This is a genomic window from Streptomyces sp. Ru72 (assembly GCF_002920635.1).
Classification (GTDB): domain Bacteria; phylum Actinomycetota; class Actinomycetes; order Streptomycetales; family Streptomycetaceae; genus Streptomyces.
Genome location: NZ_PQSR01000032.1, coordinates 19,964 through 37,762, shown reverse-complemented (window position 1 = coordinate 37,762; position 17,799 = coordinate 19,964). Strand labels below are relative to the sequence as shown.

Annotated in this window: 12 protein-coding genes and 4 tRNA genes; 10 read left to right on the top strand and 6 right to left on the bottom strand. The window is 70.1% G+C overall.

What is annotated here, in order from left to right:
* Positions 1 to 47: 47 nt before the first annotated feature.
* From C3488_RS17390 to C3488_RS17375, 4 genes are all read right to left on the bottom strand, one after another.
* Positions 48 to 1,622, bottom strand: a complete 1,575-nt coding sequence (locus C3488_RS17390; RefSeq protein ID WP_258053473.1) for an amino acid permease — start codon at positions 1,620 to 1,622, stop codon at positions 48 to 50.
* Between the two features lie 169 nt (positions 1,623 to 1,791).
* On the bottom strand, positions 1,792 to 4,011 hold the full coding sequence (locus C3488_RS17385) for a DEAD/DEAH box helicase (RefSeq protein ID WP_181139060.1): 2,220 nt from the start codon (positions 4,009 to 4,011) through the stop codon (positions 1,792 to 1,794).
* A 249-nt stretch (positions 4,012 to 4,260) separates the two neighbouring features.
* Positions 4,261 to 4,800 (bottom strand): hypothetical protein, encoded by a 540-nt coding sequence (locus tag C3488_RS17380; protein ID WP_103840366.1) that lies wholly within the window; start codon positions 4,798 to 4,800, stop codon positions 4,261 to 4,263.
* Positions 4,801 to 5,016: 216 nt separating this feature from the next.
* Entirely contained in the window at positions 5,017 to 5,367 is a 351-nt protein-coding gene (locus C3488_RS17375; RefSeq protein WP_103840364.1) for a metallopeptidase family protein, read from the bottom strand.
* A 104-nt stretch (positions 5,368 to 5,471) separates the two neighbouring features.
* Here C3488_RS17375 and C3488_RS17370 point away from each other — a divergent pair, with 104 nt between their 5' ends.
* The 8 genes from C3488_RS17370 to C3488_RS17330 all read left to right on the top strand — a co-directional run bounded on the left by C3488_RS17370 (position 5,472) and on the right by C3488_RS17330 (position 13,815).
* Positions 5,472 to 7,067, top strand: coding sequence for a metallophosphoesterase (locus tag C3488_RS17370; RefSeq protein WP_181139059.1), 1,596 nt, complete (start codon positions 5,472 to 5,474; stop codon positions 7,065 to 7,067).
* Between the two features lie 80 nt (positions 7,068 to 7,147).
* A tRNA-Glu gene (locus tag C3488_RS17365) sits at positions 7,148 to 7,220 on the top strand.
* A gap of 37 nt (positions 7,221 to 7,257) precedes the next feature.
* Positions 7,258 to 7,332 (top strand) — tRNA-Asp (locus tag C3488_RS17360).
* A 24-nt stretch (positions 7,333 to 7,356) separates the two neighbouring features.
* Positions 7,357 to 7,430 (top strand) — tRNA-Phe (locus C3488_RS17355).
* Between the two features lie 1,255 nt (positions 7,431 to 8,685).
* Complete coding sequence (locus C3488_RS17345) at positions 8,686 to 8,961, top strand: hypothetical protein (RefSeq protein ID WP_103840362.1); 276 nt, start codon at positions 8,686 to 8,688, stop codon at positions 8,959 to 8,961.
* 101 nt (positions 8,962 to 9,062) lie between these two features.
* Positions 9,063 to 13,007, top strand: a complete 3,945-nt coding sequence (hrpA, locus tag C3488_RS17340; RefSeq protein ID WP_103840360.1) for an ATP-dependent RNA helicase HrpA — start codon at positions 9,063 to 9,065, stop codon at positions 13,005 to 13,007.
* 92 nt (positions 13,008 to 13,099) lie between these two features.
* A tRNA-Asp gene (locus C3488_RS17335) sits at positions 13,100 to 13,174 on the top strand.
* Positions 13,175 to 13,611: 437 nt separating this feature from the next.
* Positions 13,612 to 13,815, top strand: a complete 204-nt coding sequence (locus C3488_RS17330; protein WP_103840358.1) for a DUF6274 family protein — start codon at positions 13,612 to 13,614, stop codon at positions 13,813 to 13,815.
* 475 nt (positions 13,816 to 14,290) lie between these two features.
* Here the strand turns inward: C3488_RS17330 and bldC are convergent, their stop codons facing one another.
* A complete protein-coding gene (bldC, locus tag C3488_RS17325; RefSeq protein ID WP_003949541.1) occupies positions 14,291 to 14,497 on the bottom strand; it encodes a developmental transcriptional regulator BldC in 207 nt (68 codons plus the stop codon).
* Between the two features lie 566 nt (positions 14,498 to 15,063).
* Positions 15,064 to 15,906 carry a hypothetical protein gene (locus C3488_RS17320; RefSeq protein WP_103840356.1) on the bottom strand — a complete coding sequence of 281 codons (843 nt, stop codon included), beginning with the start codon at positions 15,904 to 15,906 and terminating at the stop codon, positions 15,064 to 15,066.
* A 234-nt stretch (positions 15,907 to 16,140) separates the two neighbouring features.
* On the opposite strand from C3488_RS17320, the gene C3488_RS17315 reads away from it, so the two are divergent.
* Together C3488_RS17315 and C3488_RS17310 are read left to right on the top strand one after the other, a co-directional pair.
* On the top strand, positions 16,141 to 17,223 hold the full coding sequence (locus C3488_RS17315; protein ID WP_103840354.1) for a Glu/Leu/Phe/Val dehydrogenase dimerization domain-containing protein: 1,083 nt from the start codon (positions 16,141 to 16,143) through the stop codon (positions 17,221 to 17,223).
* Between the two features lie 303 nt (positions 17,224 to 17,526).
* The gene (locus tag C3488_RS17310; RefSeq protein WP_103840352.1) at positions 17,527 to 17,775 is read left to right on the top strand and encodes a DUF3073 domain-containing protein; all 249 of its coding nucleotides are present in this window, start codon (positions 17,527 to 17,529) and stop codon (positions 17,773 to 17,775) included.
* Positions 17,776 to 17,799 lie beyond the last annotated feature (24 nt).

Genomic DNA, 17,799 nt, shown 5'->3' with positions numbered 1-17,799 from the left:
TGGCATGTGGGTGGGTGCAGGGGCGGCCGTGCGGGTGGCCGGTGGGGTTACGGGTCGGCCGGTTCGGGGGCGCCGCTCGGGGTCTCCCCTGCTCGAGCGGAGCCGAGAGCTTGGGGAAGGCCGGCCTCGCGGATGCGGGTGCGTTCGTGGTCGGGGTTCAGGAACCAGTGGCGGGCCGACGCCAGCCACCAGGTGGCCGCGAAGCCGAGGACGACCAGGACGGCGACCGGGGCGTAGTTGAACGTCTCCCAGGTGACCGGGGAGACCTGCGGGAGCATGAAGAGGACCGTGATCACTACGACCCAGGCCACCGAGATCACGCCGATGGGCTGGGACCAGCGGCCCAGGTGCCAGGGGCCGCGTTCGAAGGTCTCGCCCCGGCGGACCCGCAGCAGGGTCGGGATGACGTAGGCGATGTAGAGGCCGATCACCGCGATCGACGTCACGGCCGCGTACGCGGTCACGTTGATCAGGTACGGCAGGCCCAGGGCCAGTGCCCCGATCGCCGCCAGCCACACCGCCGCCACCGGGGTGCGCGTGCGTGGGCTGACCGTGTGCCACACGCGCGAGAACGGCAGCGCCCCGTCACGCGAAAAGGCGTAGATCATGCGGCTGTTGGCCGTCACGGACGCCATCCCGCAGAACAACTGCGCACCGATCACCACGAGCAGCAGCAGCTTGCCCGCGCTCGCTCCGAGGGCGTCCAGCAGGATCTGCGCGGGCGGCGCGCCGGTCGGGGACTGGAGTTCCCTGTCGTAGGACTGGATGGCGAAGGTGAAGCCCAGCAGGAGGACGAAGCCGGCGATCCAGGAGGTCCAGATGGAGCGGACGATGCCCTTCGGGCCGGCCGTGGAGGCGTCGTGCGTCTCCTCCGTCATATGGGCGGAGGCGTCGTAGCCGGTGAAGGTGTACTGGGCCATCAGCAGACCGAGCAGGACCACGTAAGTGCCGCTGCTCCAGCCGGTGTTGTTCACGAACTTCGTGAAGACGAAGGACGCCGACTGGTGGTGGTCCGGTACGAAGGCCAGGGCGCCGACGATGACCGCGACCCCGAGCACGTGCCACCAGACACTGACGCTGTTGAGGAGGGCGACGATACGGACGCCGAAGGTGTTCAGCAGGCCGTGCAGGAGCAGGATCGCCGCGAAGAGCAGAACCGTGCGGCCGGGGGTGACCTCGAAGTCGAACTGGAGGTTGAGGTACGCGCCCAGGAAGGACGCGGCGCCGAAGTCGATGCCCGCCGTCACGGCAACCTGGCCCAGCACGTTGAACCAGCCCGTGAACCAGGCCCAGGCCGCGGCCGAGCGCGGCGGTGCCAGGCGGTGGGCCCAGAAGTACAGGCCCGCGGAGGTGGGGTACGCCGAGCAGATCTCGGCCATGGACAGCCCGACGAACAGCGTCATCAGACCGACGGCCACCCACCCCCAGGTGATCACGGCGGGGCCGCCGGTGTTCATCCCGAAGAGGTAGAGGGTCAGGCAGCCGGAGAGCACCGAGATGATCGTGAAGGAGACCGCGTAGTTGGAGAACGCCGACATCCGGCGCGCGAGAACCTGTGTGTAGCCGAGCTGGGCCAGCCGCTCTTCGTCCGACAGCCCACTCGCTCTGACGTCATCTGTCATGCCCCCAGCGATTCCCTCGCCGAGGGCGTGACATGCGTCACCCGGTGACCTGAAATCGACGGCCGGAAAAGCGACCGTTGCCGTAGTACGCGGTGGGGCCTCAGTACGACGGAAGACGGAAGGGCCCGTACGACGGGAAGTCGTACGGGCCCTTCGAGCTCACTCGGCGTCAGCCGTTGCGCTTCCAGCGCGGCTTGTCCTCGCGGCGGCCGAACGAGCCGGTGCCGCGGTGGTCGTCACGACGGCCGTAGGGGCGGTCGTGGCCGCTGGAGCGGTAGCCGGGGCGGTCGCCCTGGCGGTCCCGGTTGAACGGGCGGTCGCTGCCGCGGTGCCCGCCGCGGTCGTCACGCCGGTCGAAGGGACGACGGTCGTTGTCACGACGGAAGCCACCGCGGTCGTCGCGCCGGTCGAACGAACGACGGTCGTTGTCACGACGGTCGCGGTCGAACGGGCGGCGGTCACGGTCGTTGTCGCGCCGGAAGCCACCGCGGTCGTCGTCGCGACGGAAGCCACCGCGGTCGTCGCGCCGGTCGAACGAACGACGGTCGTTGTCCCGGCGGTCGCTGTCACGACGCTCGTTGTCCCGGCGGTCGAAGCCGCGGTCCCGGTCACGGCCGGCGAAGCCACGGTCGCGGTCACGGTCGAACGGGCGCCGGTCGCCGTCACGGCGGAAGCCGCCCCGGTCGTCGCGCCGCTCGAACGAGCGGCCGCCCCGGTCGTCGTCCCGGCGGTCGAAGCCGCGGTCCCGGTCACGGTCGAAACCGCGGTCCCGATGGAAACCGCCGCGCTCCTCCCGGCGGTCACGCCGCTCGTACGACGACGAACCGGCCGTGCGCTCCTCACCCTCACTCTGGTCGGCGCCCGCGCCGCGCTCCGCCTCCGCGGCGGTCCGCTGCTCCGGCACCGAGACCTTGGCCGGCGCCTCGGCGCTCTCCGCCGCCGCGGCTGCCACCGCCGCCTCCGGGTCCTCGCCCCGCTCCCGCGCGGCCCGCGCGACGAGGCGGTCGGCCTCATCCCGCAGTTCGGCCGCGCGCCGCGTCGCCCGCTCCAACTGCTTGGTGAGCTGCGCGACTTCCCGCTCGGCCTGCTGCGCGGCCATCCCGGCGGACTCCGCCTGGACCTCGGTCATCGACCGGGCGCCGGTGATCTCCGCGACCTCCGGGTCGAAGGCGGCCCCGCCCTGGATGATGTGGCGCGAGGCGTCGACGCCCGCGTCCTCCATCAGCCGGAAGATCTGGCGCCGCTGGTGCGGCAGCGCGAGGGAGACCACCGTGCCCGTACGGCCTGCGCGCGCCGTACGGCCGGCGCGGTGCAGGTAGTCCTTGTGGTCCCCGGCGGGGTCCACGTTGAGCACCAGGTCGATCCCGTCGACGTGGATGCCGCGCGCGGCGACGTCGGTCGCGACGAGCACGTTGACGTACCCGTCCTTGAAGTCGGCCAGTGTCCGCGTGCGCGCGCCCTGGGTCATGCCTCCGTGCAGCGCGTCCGCCTTCACCCCGGCGTCGCGCAGCTGTTCGGCGACCCGGTCGGCACCCATCTGGGTGCGGACGAAGATGATGGTGCGGCCCTTGCGGGAGGCGATCGCGGCGGTGACCGGGGCCTTGTCCTTGGGCTTCACGACGAGGATGTGGTGCGACATGGTCGTCACCGCGCCCTGGGCGGCGTCCACCTCGTGGCTCACCGGATCGTTCAGGTACCGGTCGACGAGGGTCTTGATCTCGTTCTCCATGGTCGCGGAGAACAGCATCCGCTGGCCGTCGGACGGGACCTGGTCGAGCAGCTCGGTGACCTCGGGCAGGAAGCCCAGGTCCGACATCTGGTCGGCCTCGTCGAGGACGGCGATCCGCACGTCCTCGAGGGAACAGGCGCCGCGGTTGATGATGTCGCGCAGCCGGCCGGGCGTGGCGACCAGGATGTCCACGCCGCGCTCGAGGGCGTAGATCTGGTTCGCCATGGAGGTGCCGCCGCAGACGACCTTCATCTTCAGCCCGAGCACGTCGCCATAGGGCTGCAACGCGTCCGCGACCTGCATGGCCAGCTCACGGGTCGGGGTGAGGATCACGGCCCGGGGCTTCTTCTTCTCGGTCCGGCCGCCGGCCAGGATGGCCAGGGTGGGCAGACCGAAGGACAGCGTCTTGCCCGAGCCGGTGCGGCCACGGCCGAGGATGTCCTTGCCGGCCAGGGCGTCCGGGATGGTCGCGGCCTGGATCGGGAAGGGGACGGTGACGCCGTTCTGCGCGAGCTTGCGGACGACGCCCTCGGGCAGGCCCAGATCGGCGAAGGTCGTCTCGGGAGCGGTCTCCTGGGCCTCAGCGGCCACGGAGGTGCCCTCGGTGTTCTGGGAGTCGTCCGCGGACAGGACGATGCGCTCGGTACCGGCAACAGACATACGAAATGCGAACCTTCCGGAGTTCTGGCACGTGCCCAAACATCCGTGAAGTCGCATTCGACCGCCTCGATGCGGTCCGGCCACGGCAAGGGAGAGTACGCGCCACACGCGGCGCGTCTTCAAGGCGCCGGGCAAATGGGATCAAACGATCTACCAAGATACGCACCTCGGCCCGCCGAAAGCAAACCGATGCCCGCCCCCTCCGGGTGACTCTCGCCACAGGCACCAGGGCCCCAGAGGGGGACACGCCTACGCCGCCGGGATTCCCGCTCGCGGCGCGGGCTCCCGCTGCGTCAGCTGCGTGGCCTGCCCGGGCGCCGAGGACGACGGCTCCGCGGTCGTCGGGGTCGGCGACGGCGGGTCCGGCCGGCTCGTCGGCGTGGGGTCGACCGAGGTCTGCGTGGGGTCCGGCTCGCCCACCGTGGGCGCGGGCGGCACCACACCGCCGCCGCCCCCCTTGCCGGGCTGCGACGTCTCCCTCGCGGTCGGCTTGGCGTCCTTCGTCCCGCCGCCGCCCTTGGACGCCGACGCGGAGGGCGACCCGGAGGCCGCTCCGGTCCCGGACCCGGCCGGCTTCGGCGATCCCGCCTTGGCCGCCGCCCCACCCAGTCCCGCGTCCGCGCCCCCGCTCGTCGCCGAACCGCCGTCCGGCGCCGCCCCGCCGTGCCGCCCCGCCGAAGGCGCCTGCGACGGAGCGCCCGCGTCGTCGCCCACGCTCATGCAGCCGGTGGCGGCGGCGAGGGCCATGACCGTGGCGGCCAGACGGACGGGTACGTAACTGGCGCGCACGGGCAGCCACCTCCGGGGCATACGAGAAGTCGGCCTGCCCAACTCCCGCCGCCCGCAAGAGGACACGCGCCGCAAGAAGGGAACGTCACCCGCCCGAGGTCACCTGTACGCAAGGGCGCTCGACGGCCACCGCGGACATCGCCTCCCGGACCTCACCCTCACCGGAGCGGACGCCGTTCCACGCGCACCCCCGCTCCGACCGCACGCCGTCCCAGGTCACCCGTAGCCGAGCGAGTGCAGCCGGGCGTCGTCGATGCCGAAGTGGTGCGCGATCTCATGCACCACCGTCACCTCGGTCTCCGCGACCACGTCCTCACGGGTGTCGCAGATCCGCAGGGTCGGCCCCCGGTAGATCGTGATCCGGTCCGGCAGCACGCCCGCGTACCACTCGCCGCGGTCCGTCAGCGGAGTGCCCTCGTACAGCCCGAGCAGCCCGGGATCGTCCGCGGGCGGCTCCTCCTCGACGAACACCGCGACGTTGTCCATGAGCCGCGTCAGCTCCGGCGGGATCCGGTCGAGCGCCTCGGCGACCAGTTCCTCGAACTCCTCGCGCGTCATCTCCAGCACAGGGCCATTGTCCGGCACGACACCCCGGCCGGCGGGGTTCGACCGCCCCCGTATCCGTTGATCCACTCCGCATATCCGCTCAGCAACCTGGGCATACGGGACCAATGGACCGCGTCCCCGCAGCAGCTCTGAACCGCGTTCGAAGGGCGCCCTCCACGCTCGCCCGGTACTACCGCTCACTCCGCCCGCACCCGGCCGCCGAACTCGTGCCGCAGCCCCACCCCTGGCTCCGGGCCCTCGGCATGGTCGCCGTGGTGCTCCTGGGCACCTGGCTCGGCCTGTTGATCGTGGGCAATGTCCGCGTCCCGGTGGGCCCCATGAACACCACGATGACCCTGCGCCCCTCGCTCGCCGGGGGCACGAAGATCAACATCTCCCCGCTCGGCGCCCTGGAGCTGAACAGCCACCAGGCGCCCGTCCGCCTCGACGTCAACGTCGACCAGCTGGACCCGGGCCGCTCCCAGGAACTGGTGGACCACCCGGAGCGGATCTCCGGGCTCCAGCAGGAGATCACCCACGACGTCGAGCACGGCACGCTCGACCTCGCCGTGCGCTCCTGCGTGGCCGTGGTCGCCGGCGCCACCGCGCTCGGCCTGGCGGTCTACCGCCGCCCCCGCCGGGCCCTCGCGGCCGGCGGGCTGGCGTTCACCCTCCTCGGCGCCTCCGGGGCGACGGCGTACGCCACCTGGAACCCGGAGTCGGTCCTCGAGCCGAGGTTCTCCGGCCTGCTGTCCTCCGCCCCCTCCCTGGTCGGCAACGCGCGCAGCATCGTCAGCGAGTTCGACGTCTACCAGCAGGAGCTGGCGCGCCTGGTGACGAACGTGACGAAGCTCTACGACGTCACCTCCACCCTCCCCGCCTACCAGCCGGACCCGACGACGATCCGGGTCCTGCACGTCTCCGACATCCACCTCAACCCGGCGAGCTGGAAGATCATCTTCTCGCTGGTGAAGCAGTACGACGTCAATGTGATCGTCGACTCCGGCGACACCATGGACCACGGCACGGCGGCGGAGAACCGCTTCCTGGACCCGATCGCCGACCTGGGCGCCCCCTACGTCTGGGTTCGGGGCAACCACGACTCCCTCACCACCCAGCGCTACCTGGAGCACATGAAGAACGTGCACGTGCTGGACGACGGCAGGGCGGTCGGCATCGCGGGCCTGCGTTTCGCAGGGATCGGGGATCCGCAGTTCACCCCCGACCGGTCGGTCACCCCGGGCGGCGACCACGCCGAGGAAGTGGCGGGCGCGCGCCTGGCCACGGCCCTGCGCGACCAGAAGGCGGCGGGCAGGCCCGTCGACATCGCGATCGCCCACGAGCCGACGGCCGCTCGCCAGGTCGACGGGGCCGTACCGCTGGTCCTGGCGGGTCATCTGCACCACGAGGGGACGGAGATCATGAAGTACGGCACCCGGCTGCGCATCGAGGGTTCGACGGGCGGCAGCGGCCTGCGGGCGGTCGAACGCCAGTACCCGGCCCCGATCGAGGCCTCGATCCTCTACCTGGACCGGGGCACCCGCCACCTGCAGGCCTGGGACGAGATCAGGCTCGGCGGCCTGGGGCAGACGACGGCGGAGGTGACCCGTCACCTGGCCAAGGAGAACCAGCCCGGCGGCAGCCCCTCGCCGGGCACCACGCCCCCGAGCACGCCCCCTGCGAGCCGCTCCGGCGCGACCCCGACGCCGAGCGCCCCCTAAACGGTTTTGGCGAACCCTCCTCCCATCCCATATGCTTCTCACGTCCCCGACGCGCTGAGAAGCGCCCAGGCGGGCCGATAGCCCTCATCGTCTAGCGGCCTAGGACGCCGCCCTTTCAAGGCGGTAGCACGGGTTCGAATCCCGTTGGGGGCACGCACCACCCTGTGCGACACTGTCGTACGCAGCGCTTGGTCCTGTGGAGCAGTTTGGAGTGCTCGCCACCCTGTCAAGGTGGAGGCCGCGGGTTCAAATCCCGTCAGGACCGCTGAGGTTTCACCTGAGACCTCGTGGCTGGGTAGCTCAGTTGGTACGAGCGTCCGCCTGAAAAGCGGAAGGTCGCCGGTTCGACCCCGGCCCCAGCCACAACCGCCCTACCAGGGGCATACACCCCCGCCGAGGATCTTCGGCGGGGGTGTTTCCATGTCGGTTACAGCAACCCGTAGGTCGACGGCCGGCACTTCAGCTCTCGGACTGCCACCTCAGCGGGATGCCGTCCGTCCTTTTCTGGCAGCCCCGGCTCCCAAGGGCGCGGGCGCAGGATAGCTGCACTGTGCGTTGTCGAATTGGCTGCAGAGCGGACGCCAAGGAATCGCCCCGTTCCCCACGCAGTCCAAAGCTGCCGCCCCAGTCACCGCACAGACTTTTTCGTAGACGTGATTGGAGTCATTGAGAACCTTGATGTAGAGCCCGTCAAGCTCCCCCAGTGAGTGGTCGTGAAAACTCAGCGAGACCTGGCACGGCTGGCCCTCCGGGAAACGGTCTGCAGCAGTGACCAGAGGAATCCACGTGTACCGCGTAGCGCCGGACCCGTAGCTGGCCGCGCCGGCCCACACCTGACCGGTGGAGTCCACAGCGGCGCTGTAGTCGATGGCGCTCTCGTTGCGGGAGTCGAGATCTTCGCACGGTCCCGTAGGCCCTTGGATCCCTGGGGGGCCGCTCGGCCCTGGCGACCCAGAGGGCCCCGGGTCACCTCGGTCGCCCTTCGGCCCCGGGTCACCCTGCCGGCCCGGGGAGCCCGACGGACCTGGGTCGCCCTTCGGCCCCGGGGGGCCCGAGGGGCCTGGGGGACCCGACGGCCCGGGGAGGGCCGACGGACCCGCGGGACCCGACGGTCGGTGGGACTTGGGTGGCTTCGGCCTGCACTTGTCTTTGCCCTTGCCGCGCTCCCAGTCGTGGTGGGAGCATTTGTCACCGCCCGCCGGTGCGCCTGCAAGGACAGCCGTCACGGTATTTCTCGCCTTTTCGGGCTGCGAGTGCAGGGTGACTGTCGCGGCGCACGTAGCGGCCACAACCGCTGCGACCAAGCTCGCCAGCGCTCCATTCCTCCAGCGGTTTCGCTCGACCGGCTTTGATTTGCGCTCCACGCATTACTCCCCTACTGCTCCCGCGAGCCTCCGAAGAAAGCATCTTGCAGGCTCATCATTGGCCGCATCAGCCGGTCAAATAGGAGAACAACACGTACCGACCACCACTTCGGCGTACACACCGCTGTCAAAGGTGTGGGGTGCGGGACGGCCCGGCCCGCCCGCACGCTTGGCATGTCCGCTTCCAGACGCTACGTTCGGCCCGGTCGAGGCGCGGCCACAGAGGAATCTTGAGCCGGGACAGGGCGGGTGCCATGCAGGACGTCGAACTGGAGAAGACGCGGGCCCGCTACGGCCTGCTCGCGGTGATCATCAGCAACCTGGCCATCGCCGGCGTGGCGGTCTTCGGCGTCTGGCGCCTGGACGGCGACAAGTCGGTCATGGTCGGCGTCCTCACCGCGGCCTTCACGGCGGTCAGCAGCATGACCACCGCGTACCTGGGCATCAAGGCGGTCTCCAACACGGCGAAGTCCATGGCGGCCCGGGACCAGGCAGCAACGGCTGCGGCCGCGCAGCAGCAGAGCCCGTAGCAACCGGGCGGCTGCCGCAGGGACGGGACAGGCCGCGCCGGGAACGGCGCCCGGCAATTCGTTAGCCACGAATTTCGCCAAGGTGAGATCCTGGACCGCGTATGTCTACGCATCCCGCCCCCGCCCTCGGCACCCTCGCCCCCCGCCTGCCCGAACTGTCCCTGCGCGACGCGCAGCGGCTCGGCCGCAGGCTCGAAGGCGCGCGCAAGATCCGCAAGCCCGAGGCCCGGGCCGCCGTCCTCGCCGAGATCGAGGCGGAGATCGCCAGGGCCGAGGCGCGGATCGGCGAGCGCACCGCGCGCCTGCCCGCCGTCACCTACCCCGAACAGCTCCCGGTCAGCCAGAAGAAGCACGAGATCGCCGACGCCATACGCGACCACCAGGTCGTGATCGTGGCCGGCGAGACCGGCTCCGGCAAGACCACGCAGATCCCCAAGATCTGCCTCGAGCTCGGCCGGGGCGTCCGCGGGATGATCGGCCACACCCAGCCGCGCCGCATCGCCGCCCGTACCGTCGCCGAACGGGTCGCGGAAGAGCTGGACACCCCCCTCGGGGAGGCCGTCGGATGGAAGGTCCGCTTCACCGACCAGGTGAACCCGGACGCCACCTTCATCAAGCTGATGACGGACGGCATCCTGCTCGCGGAGATCCAGACGGACCGCGAGCTGCGCGCCTACGACACGATCATCATCGACGAGGCCCACGAACGGTCCCTCAACATCGACTTCCTGCTGGGCTACCTCGCCCAGCTCCTCCCCCGGCGCCCGGATCTCAAGGTCGTCATCACCTCGGCCACGATCGACCCCGAGCGCTTCTCCCGGCACTTCGGCGACGCGCCGATCATCGAGGTCAGCGGACGGACCTATCCCGTCGAGGTGCGCTACCGGCCCCTCCTGGAGGAGGACTCCGACGACGCGGACCGGGACCAGATCACCGCGATCACCGACGCCGTCGAGGAGCTGATGGCCGAGGGGCCCGGCGACATCCTCGTCTTCCTCTCCGGCGAGCGCGAGATCCGCGACACGGCGGACGCGCTGACCAGGAAGCAGTACAGGTTCACGGAGATCCTGCCGCTGTACGCCCGGCTGTCCCACGCCGAGCAGCACCGCGTGTTCCAGCCCCACACCGGCCGCAGGATCGTTCTCGCGACCAACGTCGCCGAGACCTCCCTCACCGTCCCGGGCATCAAGTACGTCATCGACCCCGGCTTCGCCCGGATCTCCCGGTACAGCCACCGGACCAAGGTCCAGCGACTGCCCATCGAGCCGGTCTCGCAGGCGAGCGCCAACCAGCGCAAGGGCCGCTGCGGCCGGACCAGCGACGGTATCTGCATCCGGCTGTACAGCGAGGACGACTTCGTCGCCCGCCCGGAGTTCACCGACGCCGAGATCCTGCGGACGAACCTCGCCTCCGTCATCCTCCAGATGACCGCGGCCGGGCTCGGCGACATCGAGAAGTTCCCGTTCATCGACCCGCCGGACCACCGCAACATCCGCGACGGCGTGCAGCTTCTGCAGGAACTGGGCGCCCTGGACCCCACGCAGAAGGACCCGCGCAAGCGCCTCACCGACACCGGCCGCAAACTCGCCCAGCTGCCGGTCGACCCGCGCCTGGCGCGCATGGTGCTGGAGGCCGACAAGAACGGCTGTGTCCGCGAGGTCATGGTGATCGCCGCGGCTCTGTCCATCCAGGACCCGCGCGAGCGCCCCGCCGACAAGCAGACCCAGGCCGACCAGCAGCACGCCCGCTTCAAGGACGAGACGAGCGACTTCCTCGCCTACCTCAACCTGTGGCGGTACATCCGCGAGCAGCAGAAGGAGCGGGGGTCCTCGTCCTTCCGCCGGATGTGCAAGCAGGAGTACCTCAACTTCCTGCGCATTCGCGAATGGCAGGACATCTACACCCAGCTGCGCACGGTCGCCAAGCAGATGGGCATCCACGTCAACGAGGACGACGCGCCGGCCGACCGCATCCATGTCTCGCTCCTCGCCGGTCTGCTGTCGCACATCGGCATGAAGGACGTCAAGGACGGCGCCAAGAACGAGTACCTCGGCGCCCGCAACGCCAAGTTCGCGATCTTCCCTGGCTCGGCGCTCTTCAAGAAGCCGCCGCGGTTCGTGATGTCGGCCGAACTCGTCGAGACCTCCCGCCTCTGGGCCCGGGTCAACGCGAAGATCGAGCCCGAGTGGGTCGAGCCGCTCGCCGGCCACCTGCTGAAGCGGACGTACAGCGAACCGCACTGGGAGAAGGACCAGGCGGCCGTGATGGCGTACGAGAAGGTCACGCTGTACGGCGTCCCGATCGTCGCCCAGCGGAAGGTGAACTACGGCCGGATCGACCCCGAGGCCAGCCGCGAGCTGTTCATCCGCAACGCCCTGGTCGAGGGCGACTGGCGCACCCACCACAAGTTCTTCGCCGACAACCGCAGACTCCTGAGCGAGGTCGAGGAGCTGGAGCACCGCGCCCGGCGCCGGGACATCGTGGTCGACGACGAGACGCTGTTCGACTTCTACGACCAGCGCGTGCCCGAACACGTCGTCTCCGGCGCGCACTTCGACTCCTGGTGGAAGCGCAAACGCCACGAGCAGCCCGACTTCCTCGACTTCGAGCGCGAGATGCTCATCAACGAGAAGGCGGGCGCGGTCACCAAGGACGACTACCCCGACTCGTGGCGCCAGGGCCGGCTGAAGTTCCGGGTCACCTACCAGTTCGAACCGGGTGCGGACGCGGACGGCGTGACCGTCCACATCCCGCTGCAGGTCCTCAACCAGGTCACGGACGAGGGATTCGACTGGCAGATCCCGGGCCTGAGGGAGGAGCTGGTCACCGAGCTGATCCGCTCCCTGCCGAAGCCGATCCGCCGCAACTACGTCCCGGCGCCGAACTACGCCAAGGCGTTCCTGGACAAGGCGGTGCCCTTGCAGGAGCCGCTGACCACCACGATGGCGCGTGAGCTGAAGCGGATGGTCGGGGTGCCGTTCGAGCCGGAGGACTTCGACTGGTCCAAGGTGCCGGACCATCTGAAGATCACCTTCCGGATCGTCGACGAGCGGCGCCGGAAGCTGGCGGAGGACAAGGACCTCGAGGCGCTGAAGCTGAAGCTGAAGCCCAAGGCACGCAAGGCCCTGTCGCAGGCCGCGGCGGCCACCGCCGAGCGGCAGGGCGGGGAGTCCCTGGAGCGCACGGGCCTCACGGACTGGACGATCGGCACGCTCACCCAGGTGTTCGAGACGCGCCGGGCCGGGCAGCCGGTCAAGGCGTTCCCGGCGCTGGTCGACGACGGCGACACGGTGTCCGTGCGCCTCTTCGACACGGAGGCGGAACAGGCCGAGGCCATGTGGAAGGGCACGCGCCGGCTCATCCTGCGCAACATCCCGGTGAACCCCGCGAAGTTCGCCTCCGAGAAGCTGACCAACCAGCAGAAGCTCGCCCTGTCCGCGAACCCGCACGGCTCCATCCAGGCCCTGTTCGACGACTGCGCGATGGCGGCGGCGGACAAGCTGATCGGTGACTTCGGGGGACCGGCGTGGGACGAGGAGTCCTACCGGAAGCTGTTCGACAGGGTGCGCACGGAGATCGTCGACACGACGGTGCGCACGGTCGCACAGGTGCAGCAGGTGCTGGCCGCCTGGCAGGCCTGTGAGCGCCGCCTGAAGGCGGTGCGCAGCCCTGCCCTGCTGCCGAACCTGGCGGACGTACGGGCGCAGCTGGACGCCCTCGTGAAGCCCGGGTTCGTGACGGAGTCGGGGATACGGCGGCTGCCGGACCTGATGCGGTACCTGGTGGCCGCGGACCGCCGCCTCCAGCAGATGCCGACGAACGTGCAGCGGGACACCACGCGCATGGAGAAGGTCCGGGAGATGCAGGACGAGTACGCGTGGCTGCTGGAGCAGTTGCCGCAGGGCCGTCCGGTGCCGTCCTCGGTGCGGGACATCCGCTGGATGATCGAGGAGCTCCGGGTCAGCTACTTCGCCCACGCGCTGGGCACGGCGTACCCGGTCTCGGACAAGCGGATCGTGAAGGCGATCGACGCGGCGGCACCGTGACGACTCGTGCACGAAGGGTGAGTTCGACCCGGGGCTCACCCTCCTGTACAGTCTCTTCTCGCAGCGCAACGCACAGAAGCGCAGCGAAACCTGGTCCTGTGGAGCAGTTTGGAGTGCTCGCCACCCTGTCAAGGTGGAGGCCGCGGGTTCAAATCCCGTCAGGACCGCATCTCGGCGAAGGCCCGCATCCGGCAACGGACGCGGGCCTTCGCCGTACCACCCCACACCACCGGTGGAGGCGGAGGCGGAGGCCACGCCCGCGGCGCAGCCGCAATCGGACACGGCAAATCCCGTCAGGACCGCATCCAGGACAGTCCCGCATCCGGCAACGGACGCGGGCCTTCGCCGTACCACGGCAGAGGCCGCGCCCGCCGTGCACCCGCCATGCCTGCCGGCCGACAGTGCCCGGAAGGGGCTCGGGGCCAAGCTCCGTGGCGGCATCTCCACCCCCGGGCCCCGCAGTCGGCGGCACTCTCGCCGTCCTGACCGCCGCACCGAGCGGTGGAGCCAAGCGGCACGTGCCCGTGCCTTGACGGCGTCACATTCCCCCGGTACCCCAGAAGTCAGGGCTCCCTGAGATGCGGGCGGCCCGGGGAGGTGGCGTATGGCGGCGTCCGTTCGGCACGAGACCCGTGCTCTGCTCCGTGCCCATCTGTCCGCCGCCGCCGGGTACCGCCATCTGACCCGGCACTGCCCCGTCTGCCACCACCTGCTGCGCCTGGCCATGGAACCCGCCCAGCGCGGCGAGGAGGCGCCGGAGACGGCCCCGGAGATCGACGGCGCACCCGAGAGCGCCACGACCGCCTGAAACCCCGGGGGTTCAGCCCACGCCGGCGTGGGCACTCCTGGACTTGCGGCCGCCCAACACCCGCCGCTCAGCGGGCTGTTCTCTAGCAAAGACCCCGCACCCGCAACAAGGACTCCGGCGTGTGACGGGTGTCACCGCACCAGTTTCGGGAACCGCCGCCCTTACCCCCCTCCTACAAAGGGTCAATTTAATATGTGCAATTGCACCGTGTCCTGAGGTGACACACAGCAGTTCCGACACCCCTCCCCAGACTGCGACAAGGCCGCTCACAGCCCGGCCCCCACCCCCGGTCGGCGCACAAAAAAGATCGCGCTGGACCCGGCGGAGTCCAGCGCGATCTACGACGCACCCTTGTCGTGCCTCTGTTGACCTCGGGCGTGAGTCCTGTTGGGGCAGAACCCGCGTCGCTTGGAGCTGTTGTCCCGGACGTCACGGCAGGTGGGGGACCTGCCCGTATGTCCGGCTATGCGATTGTTCAGGCCTCGCTGCGCTGCTGCGGGATGCCCGCGAGCAGGGCGCGGACCTCGGCCTCGCGGTAGCGGCGGTGCCCGCCGAGCGTACGGATGGACGTGAGCTTGCCGGCCTTCGCCCACCGCGTGACCGTCTTCGGGTCGACGCGGAACATGGTGGCGACCTCAGCCGGGGTCAGCAGCGGCTCGGCATCAGGGGTGCGAGCGGTCATGAGCGGCCTCCTCGGGAGAACCGAACCTTCTCGGTTCTTTCCTCTAAATTCTGCACCTTGACCCGCGTTGCCCGAAATGGCGGACGCGAGTCGAGTCGGTTATAGGACGAACGGCTTGTCCTCGGCACTACAACTACACCATCTGTCCAGCCGCGTCGGCCAAACCGATGGAATTGCCCTCCCAGGTGTTCATCAGCGACGGAAGCCGATGGACCATGCCATAGCGGACAGTCACGCCACTGTGACGAACAGTCACAGGACGATCAGGAGTCACGAGACCCCCCAAAGCGTGCAATGCTGAGTTTCCGCCCAGATGTGGGCAGAAGGAGCCTCCCCCGGGCTCCTTGTCCTATTTTGGCATGAGGAGGGCCGTAAGGCGCAAGGTCCTTGTAAGTGCCGTCCGTCACGCTTGGTGGCATAAGCCCGGATCGGTCGCTACGTCCTCCGCCCCGACCCCGCATCCACCTGCGGTACGTCAACCATGGGCCAAGGGTTGCGACTTCACCATGTCTCGCGGGTCACAATTCGAGCAACGGTTCAGCAGCGCCCCGGCTGAGGGGTCGCCCTCAGTTCGCCGACCGGCGCTCCCGTACGGCCCGCCAGCGCTCCACCAGCCGCCCGTAGGCCTCACCGGCCGCCGCCCCGTCCCCGTGCCGCAGAGCCTCGATGCCCTCGGCGACGTCCGCGGCCGAATGGTCGGCGTCCAGCTCCGCGGCCGGCAGGACGTGGACCAGCCCGCCGTAGTCCAGCTCGACCAGCGACCGCGGGTGGAACTCCTCCAGCCACCGCCCGACGTCCACCAGACCGTCGATGAGCGGCCCCTCGTCGATCGTGTCCTTCAGGGTCCTGAGGGCCCGCGCGACGCGCCTGCGGGCCTGCACCATGGGCGTGCGGTAGCGCAGCATCGGGGGCACCTCGCCGGACCCCTTCTCGTACCTGCGTTCCTCGTCGGAGACCAGCACGAACCAGTTCAGCGGCACCTGCCAGGTCGCGGTGCGGATCCAGGGGCGCGCGTCCGGGTTCCGCTCCCGCCAGCGCTCGTAGTCCTGGGCGGCCTGGCGGCGCACGACGGGCGGGAGGACCGCGTCCAGGACCGGCGCCGGCAGCTCCTCGGGCAGCTCCCCGAGCGCCTGCCAGCCGCGCAGCCGGGTGCGCCAGGGGCACACGCACAGCACCCCTTCGACCTCGGTCACGAAGGCGTCGTCGCTCTCGTGCACCGGTACCGGGACCGGCGGCGTGGGCAGCAAGTCGGCCAGGGAACGGCGCAGTTCGTCCTGGTACGAGGGCCGGTCGGGGCGGCGCGCGTAGCGGGCCCAGTGGCTGCGCTCCGGCTCCGGGAAGGCGGCCAGCGGTTCGTACACGCGCAAGTAGGACGCGTACGGAACGATCACCGAGGACACCTTGGGCACACCTGCTCCCTCCCCACCGGAACCCGACCCGAACCCGCCCGGGCACCGGCCCGGCCGAGGTGGAAAACCCCTGCAAATCGTCCCACGAACCCGTCCGGGCGTACTCCGAGGGAGGGTGATCCTCGGCACTGCGCACATCGTGGGCGCCCGCACGCTCTACGCTCATGCCCACGGGCCCCGCCACCCGCACGGGACCCTCCCCCAACCGCCGCTACTCAACCGGGAGTCACCACCGTGACCGACGTAACCGACGGCGTCCTGCACACCCTGTTCCGCTCGGATCAAGGGGGTCATGAGCAGGTCGTGCTCTGTCAGGACAGGGCCAGTGGTCTCAAGGCCGTCATCGCGATCCACTCCACCGCTCTGGGCCCCGCCCTCGGCGGCACGCGCTTCTACCCGTACGCGAGCGAGGAGGAGGCCGTCGCCGACGCGCTGAACCTCTCGCGCGGGATGTCGTACAAGAACGCCATGGCCGGTCTCGACCACGGCGGCGGCAAGGCCGTGATCATCGGCGACCCCGAGCGGATCAAGACCGAGGAGCTGCTGCTGGCGTACGGCCGTTTCGTGGCCTCGCTCGGTGGTCGGTACGTCACCGCCTGCGACGTCGGCACCTATGTGGCCGACATGGACGTGGTGGCCCGGGCGTGCCCCTGGACCACAGGCCGCTCCCCCGAGAACGGCGGCGCGGGCGACTCCTCCGTGCTGACCGCGTACGGCGTCTTCCAGGGCATGCGGGCCTCCGCGCAGCACCTGTGGGGTGACCCGACGCTGCGCGGGCGCAAGGTGGGCATCGCGGGTGTCGGCAAGGTCGGGCACTACCTGGTCGAGCACCTGCTCGAGGACGGCGCCGACGTCGTGATCACGGACGTACGGCCGGACGCCGTGCGCCGGGTCACCGCCGCGCACCCGCAGGTCGCCGTCGCCGCCGACACCGATGCCCTCATCCGCACCGAGGGCCTGGACATCTACGCCCCGTGCGCGCTGGGCGGGGCGCTGAACGACGAGACGGTGCCGGTGCTGACGGCCAAGGTGGTGTGCGGCGCGGCCAACAACCAGCTCGCGCATCCGGGCGTGGAGAAGGACATCGCGGACCGCGGGATCCTGTACGCGCCCGACTACGTCGTCAACGCGGGCGGTGTCATCCAGGTCGCCGACGAGCTGCACGGCTTCGACTTCGACCGGTGCAAGGCGAAGGCGGCGAAGATCTTCGACACCACGCTGACGATCTTCGCTCGTGCGAAGGAGGACGGCATTCCGCCGGCCGCCGCGGCCGACCGGATCGCCGAGCAGCGGATGGCGGAGGCGCGCGGACGGTGACCTTCCCGAGGGGGGCCACCCGGGTTTGACCGGTACCCGCCGAGGGACGGTTTGAGAGGACTCTCACTTTCCTCGGCGGGTCGTCGGCCAATAAGTGGTTAAAATCGGCCGTGACCAGCGAGGACAGGGCTCCTCGACGGTTGTGGGCACACGCCCGTCCTGCGGGCGACGTACCGTATGGGCGTGGGCTCAGGTACCGTGGAAGCCCTACGGGCCGGTCTCTCTGCGGAGAGCCCGTTCCGGATCATGAACGCGTGTCAAGACTCTGGGGCCGTCGAGCCCCGTCGTTGAGGGGGTCGAGCCATGGGGCGCGGCCGGGCCAAGGCCAAGCAGACGAAGGTCGCCCGCCAGCTGAAGTACAACAGCGGTGGGACGGACCTCTCACGCCTGGCCGAGGAGCTGGGCGCATCGACGTCGAACACGTCGCCGAACGGCGACCGGTTCGAGGACGATGAGCACGACGACGATCTGTACGCACGGTACGCCGAGCTGTATGCGGACGACGAGGACGAGGAAGACGAGTCGTCCTCTCGGCATCGTCGCGGCGCTTGACCCTGCACTGAGTTTTCACCCGGT